Source organism: Pedobacter sp. 01N416 (genome assembly GCF_056399685.1).
Window position 1 is genome coordinate 1 of record NZ_JBFTRT010000332.1, and the last position, 5,537, is coordinate 5,537.

The window sequence follows — 5,537 nt, forward strand, 5'->3', positions numbered from 1 at the left end:
TTGTTAAACGATGATAAAATGTATCAGAATTTAAATAATGCTTCAAAAAATCTTGATGAATTAATGATCGATTTGAAAGCTAATCCTAAACGTTATGTACACTTCTCGGTATTTGGAGGTGGCAACAAAAAAGACAAGTAATTAATTTTTATAAAATCGAAAGCCTTACAGTTTAAAACTGTAAGGCTTTTTTGTTTTAGTGTTCGTCATGCTGAATTTATTTCAGCATCTAGACCCTGAAATAAATTCAGGGTGACGTCTCAATATTACATCATTGTTTAATCCTTATTAACATAAAATGATATTGAAGGATCTGACTCAGGTTAAAGATGAAAAGTTCTCCCCTCTATAGCCAACTCCGTATTTTCGAAAACAGATTGTGCTTCTTCTAAAAGCATTTGTAAGGTTTTATATCGCGAAGAAAAATGGCCGATGAGTAATTTCTTTGCACCATTGATTTTCGCTACCTCTCCTGCCTGTAAAGCGGTTGTGTGATGTGTTTCTTTAGCCCTATCCAATAAATCGTGCATAAAGGTAGCTTCGTGGTATAAGGTATCGCAATCTTTTATGGTAGCAAAGTAATTTTCATCAAATAAGGTATCAGAGCAATAGGCGTAACATCTTGGTGCATCTGCTTCGGTTGTATAATCTTCACTGCGTAAAATATCGCCATTTGGCAGTTCTACATCAATTCCCTTTTTTAAGGCTGTATAATACGCCATAGGCACTTCATCAGTCTTATCTTTAATGAGTTTCCGTTGTCGTTTCTTCTGCTGAAAAATAAAGCCCGTTGTAGGGATACGGTGATTTAAAACAATAGTTTTAACTGTTAAATCACTATTCTCGAATATCTGTCTGGACTCATCGGCTTCAATCGGGAAAAACTCAATTGGATATCTTAATACAGTATCAGAATATTTGAACTGAATCTCTAAAATTTCCAATAAAGGCTTGGGGCCAAATATCTGCATGGGTTTTATCCTGCCGTTTAAATGCAAACTGGAAAGCAAGCCTATTAAACCGAAATAATGATCGCCATGTAAGTGGCTGATAAAGATATAATCGATGCGGGCGGCTTTAAGGTTGTACTTGGTCAATTGTTGTTGTGTGCCTTCACCACAATCGATGAGGTAATATTTTTCATTACAATTTAAAAGCTGTGCCGATGGGTTCCTGTTAAATACAGGAGTTGCAGAACTGCTTCCTAAAATTGTAACTTCAAATTTCATCATGATAAGATATAAAAAGCCTCGTAGATTTTTAGAAACTACGAGGCCGGAATGTTATTTAAATATTTGTTATTTAGCGCCTCTAAACTCTTTCTCCAACTCATCCATGAAGATAAAATCAGTTGCTTCGTCTATTGTATTAACAAACGTTACAGATTGGAATATGTTTGATAATTCGATAATCGATGCCAATTCATCATTAATTCCGGTTACAATAAATAACCCACCTGCCGATTTGCAAAGCCTATCGCCAACCAATAAGCAGCTTAAGTCCTGCGCATCGCTACACTCGGTAACATGACTTAAATCAACAATTATATTTTGAAATCCCTCTGCGTTGAGCAAATAGAACTCTGATTTCAACCCCGGAGCATTATCGTTTGTAAACTTAGGCTCTTCTAACTTTAAGGTTACATATTTATCGTGTTTATCTACTGAAAATTTCATCTCTCTAATCTTTATTTTACTAATGTATAAATTTCTTTCGAATTTAAAGTGTTTCTAAAGCCTTTAAAACATTGGTTTCAATGCGGCTAGAAATTGCATCAGCATCAGCTTTTATAAAGGTCTCTCCTACAATTTGTTCGTAAAGTTCGATGTAACGTTCTGAAATTGAATTTACAATTTCAGGTGTCATTTCTGGCACAACCTGACCATCTTTCCCCTGAAAACCATTTTCGATTAACCATTTTCTCACAAATTCTTTTGAAAGCTGCTTTTGTGCCTCATTATTATTCTGGCGGTCCTGATATCCTTCTGCATAAAAATAGCGTGAAGAATCTGGTGTATGTATTTCGTCAATCAAATAAATTACGCCATCAGCAGTACCGAACTCGTATTTCGTATCCACTAAAATCAATCCGCTTTTTGCAGCAATCTCAGTTCCGCGTTGATATAGTGCGTAAGTATATTCTTCTAATTTTTCGTAGTCTGTTATAGAAACAATGCCTTTTGCTAAAATATCTTCTTTTGAAATGTCTTCATCATGCCCTACTGAAGCTTTTGTGGTTGGGGTAATAATGGGCTGAGGTAGTTTATCGTTTTCTTTTAATCCATCAGGCAGAGAAACGCCACACACCGAACGTTTTCCTGCGCTATATTCGCGCCATGCATGACCGGCCAAGTAACCTCTAATTACCATTTCAACCTTAAAAGGCTCACAGATACGGCCAATCGTAACCATTGGATCTGGCACATCTAAAACCCAGTTAGGAACGATATCCTGGGTAGCTGCTAAAAATTTAGCCGCAATTTGATTTAATACCTGTCCTTTAAATGGAATAGCTTCAGGTAATACTACATCAAAAGCAGAAATACGGTCTGATACCACCATCACCATAAACTGGTCGGCAATAGTGTATACATCGCGAACTTTACCTTTGTAAAAATTACTTTGATTTGGGAAATTGAAATGAGTTTCTTTTAGTGCTTTCATGAGGGGATAAAAATAGGAAAAAAGTCCGAAAGTCCGAAGACCGGAGTCGGACGATAAAAGTTGTAAAAAGCAAAAGTCCGAAGTAGTCCTATTGCAAGACTTAAACTTCGGACCTCGGACTTTTCTGATTTCTGACCTCCGACTTACTGAATATCGCCGTAAGCTTTCAAGATATCTTTCACTAGTTTATGTCTTACCACATCTTCACCACTTAAGTAAATAATATCGATACCTTTAATATCTTCTAAAATCCTTAAGCCGTTAAATAAACCCGACATCTGTTTTTTAGGCAAATCGATCTGTGTAACATCGCCAGTGACAATAAATTTAGCTGTTGGCCCCATACGGGTTAAAAACATTTTCAACTGCATATCGGTGGCATTTTGCGCCTCATCTAAAATCACGAAACAGTTATCTAGAGTACGTCCGCGCATAAATGCCAGTGGCGCAATTTCTATCGTACGGTTTTCGATGTAGAATTTCAATTTCTCTGCAGGAATCATATCATCCAATGCATCGTAAAGTGGACGTAAATAGGGATCGATTTTTTCTTTTAAATCGCCAGGTAAGAAACCAAGGTTCTCCCCTGCTTCGACCGCCGGACGGGTTAAAATAATCCGTTTAATTTCTTTATTCTTTAATGCCCTAACAGCCAAAGCAACGGCGGTATATGTTTTTCCGGTTCCAGCGGGGCCAATGGCAAATAGGATATCATTTTTAGCAATACTGCTTACCATTTTGCGCTGATTAGCGGTTCTTGCCTTAACTAAAAGGCCGTTGGTACCAAAAACAATTACCTCTCCACCGCCTCCGGTAGGTTGTTCTACATCTTTTTTTACTACACCGGCTGCTTTTGCCCCTAGTATAGATTCTACGTCGTTATTGGTGAGTGAGCTATATTTCTCGAGGTGTGCAATAAGCTGGTTAAACTTATCCTCGAAAGCCTTAAGTTCCTGTTCATCACCGAGAACCTTAACATCACTACCTCTCGCTACCAGTTTCAACTTCGCGAAAGCACCTTTAATCATTTCGTAATTCTCGTTATTCGGCCCCCAAAAGTGAGCAGGATTTACGGTATCCAGAGTTAATTTTAATTCGTTCAAACTGTAGTATTTTAAAAAGTTATCGGGGTATATTAATTAAAATTTGAATATTTGCAGACGCTTAGGTCCGTACACAAGAATAAGCAATAATAATGAATTTTTAATGGGGATAATTACTTTAACAACAGATTTAGGTTCAAAAGATTTTTACCAGAGTGCCCTTAAAGGTAGTCTGTTGAGTCTTATGCCTAATGTTAATTTAGTTGATATTACCCATGAGGTTCCATCATTCAATATTTCGTACGCAGCCTTTGTGCTGAAAAACGCTTATCCTTACTTTCCGAAGAATACGGTGCACTTAATCGGTATCGATTCTGTATACAGTGAAAACACCAAATATATTGCTGTAAAGCACCGTGATCACTTTTTTGTAGGGGCTGATAATGGTATTTTCTCCCTTCTTTTTGACGATGTTCCGGAAGATGTGGTAGAGCTGAACATTATGCAGGATTTGAAATATCTACACTTTCCCCTGGTTGATATTTTTGTTAAAGCAGCAACGCATTTAGCCAAAGGTGGCAAACTGAAAGACATCGGTTTACCTGTAGCTGAAATTGAACAGAAGATGCTTTTACATCCTGTGATAGAACGAGATGTGATCCGTGGTAGTGTGGTATATATTGATACTTTTTGCAATGTAATCACCAACATTACTAAAGATCTTTTTACCAAAATACAGAAGAACAGGGACTTTACTTTATACTTTAGAAAAAGCGAAACCATTACGCAATTGAGCTGGCATTACAATGAAGTACAGGAAGGTGAAAAGCTTTGTCTGTTCGGGATTAGTAACCACTTGGAAATTGCGATTAATAAAGGTAAAGCAAGTGGTTTATTAGGTTTGCATTTAGGTGATATTGTACGGGTGGAGTTTCATCCTTAAGAAAGTTCAGTAGTTCATTGGCTCAATGGTTCATTTGGCATGGTGCCTAAACAAACTAATTGCAAACTATTTTTTTGCGCTCGCAATGATGAAACAGAATAACCACTTTGCTAACCAATAAACTAATGGCCAATGAACCAATAAACCAGCCAAAACAACTTTCACCCTTTTCACGTTTATATCGCATGAAGAAATATTTTTATCTGTTCTCTTTTTTAATGCTGAACCTGCATGCCTTTGCACAGCAAGATACCACTACCTATACTGCTCAGCGTGCTAAAGTAAATTCGTTACTTGTAGAAAGAAGTACCAAGTTTGGTCAGTATGATGAAAGTTTAAATCAACGAACTGGAATATTCGGATGGCAAACCAAACGTGATATTAAAAATTCCAATGAAATTCTTCGCCAGGTAGTTTTAACCGACAACAATATTTTCAAAGAGCTGAAAGTATTAATGGATTATAAAGATTTGCAGAACCAGCAGAAAGTCGCTGTGGCGGATAATTCTCAGGAGCGCTTGGAACGTTATATGCAAACCATTAAAAAACTACAGGATCAGAATGCGCAGCTCAAAGAAGATTTAGAGAAAAAGAATAAAGGAGGTTTATCAACCTACATCATCGCCTTTTTGATTTTAGTAATGGCAGGTGGATTTTATTTCTTCAGCAAAAAACTTCAGGGGTATAAAACTGCTAAAATCAGCTCTTAAAATTTCAATCGGATTTTAGCCACTTTGCAACCAGTAAAAGCAATTGACAAATTATGAAAAAAGAACTGTTTAAAATCTTGGTGAAGATAAATAAGGCGCTTTTACCAAGTTTGTATAAAAAAGATCCAAATAAGCTGACTACTTTTCAGAAGGCGATTTTGGGCTACCGCTATTGGG

6 protein-coding genes and 1 pseudogene are annotated in these 5,537 nt (G+C 36.9%); 3 read left to right on the forward strand and 4 right to left on the reverse strand.

Translation table 11 applies throughout. From position 1 onward, the window contains the following. Positions 1 to 141, forward strand: a pseudogene (locus AC1DND_RS17745) (MlaD family protein); the annotation flags it as partial. A gap of 182 nt (positions 142 to 323) precedes the next feature. Here AC1DND_RS17745 and AC1DND_RS17750 read toward each other — a convergent pair. The 4 genes from AC1DND_RS17750 to AC1DND_RS17765 form a co-directional block, all read right to left on the reverse strand. Next, complete coding sequence (locus tag AC1DND_RS17750; RefSeq protein ID WP_477583628.1) at positions 324 to 1,229, reverse strand: ribonuclease Z; 906 nt, start codon at positions 1,227 to 1,229, stop codon at positions 324 to 326. A gap of 69 nt (positions 1,230 to 1,298) precedes the next feature. Beyond that, positions 1,299 to 1,676, reverse strand: coding sequence for an STAS domain-containing protein (locus tag AC1DND_RS17755; protein ID WP_029275133.1), 378 nt, complete (start codon positions 1,674 to 1,676; stop codon positions 1,299 to 1,301). A gap of 43 nt (positions 1,677 to 1,719) precedes the next feature. Next, positions 1,720 to 2,664, reverse strand: a complete 945-nt coding sequence (locus tag AC1DND_RS17760; RefSeq protein ID WP_477583624.1) for a phosphoribosylaminoimidazolesuccinocarboxamide synthase — start codon at positions 2,662 to 2,664, stop codon at positions 1,720 to 1,722. Positions 2,665 to 2,807: 143 nt separating this feature from the next. Continuing rightward, positions 2,808 to 3,767 (reverse strand): PhoH family protein, encoded by a 960-nt coding sequence (locus AC1DND_RS17765; protein ID WP_029275135.1) that lies wholly within the window; start codon positions 3,765 to 3,767, stop codon positions 2,808 to 2,810. Positions 3,768 to 3,870: 103 nt separating this feature from the next. Between AC1DND_RS17765 and AC1DND_RS17770 the strand changes: the two genes are divergently transcribed. Together AC1DND_RS17770 and AC1DND_RS17775 are read left to right on the forward strand one after the other, a co-directional pair. Further along, on the forward strand, positions 3,871 to 4,650 hold the full coding sequence (locus tag AC1DND_RS17770) for an SAM hydrolase/SAM-dependent halogenase family protein (RefSeq protein ID WP_131031948.1): 780 nt from the start codon (positions 3,871 to 3,873) through the stop codon (positions 4,648 to 4,650). A 185-nt stretch (positions 4,651 to 4,835) separates the two neighbouring features. Next, positions 4,836 to 5,360, forward strand: a complete 525-nt coding sequence (locus AC1DND_RS17775) for a hypothetical protein (protein ID WP_477583627.1) — start codon at positions 4,836 to 4,838, stop codon at positions 5,358 to 5,360. Positions 5,361 to 5,537 lie beyond the last annotated feature (177 nt).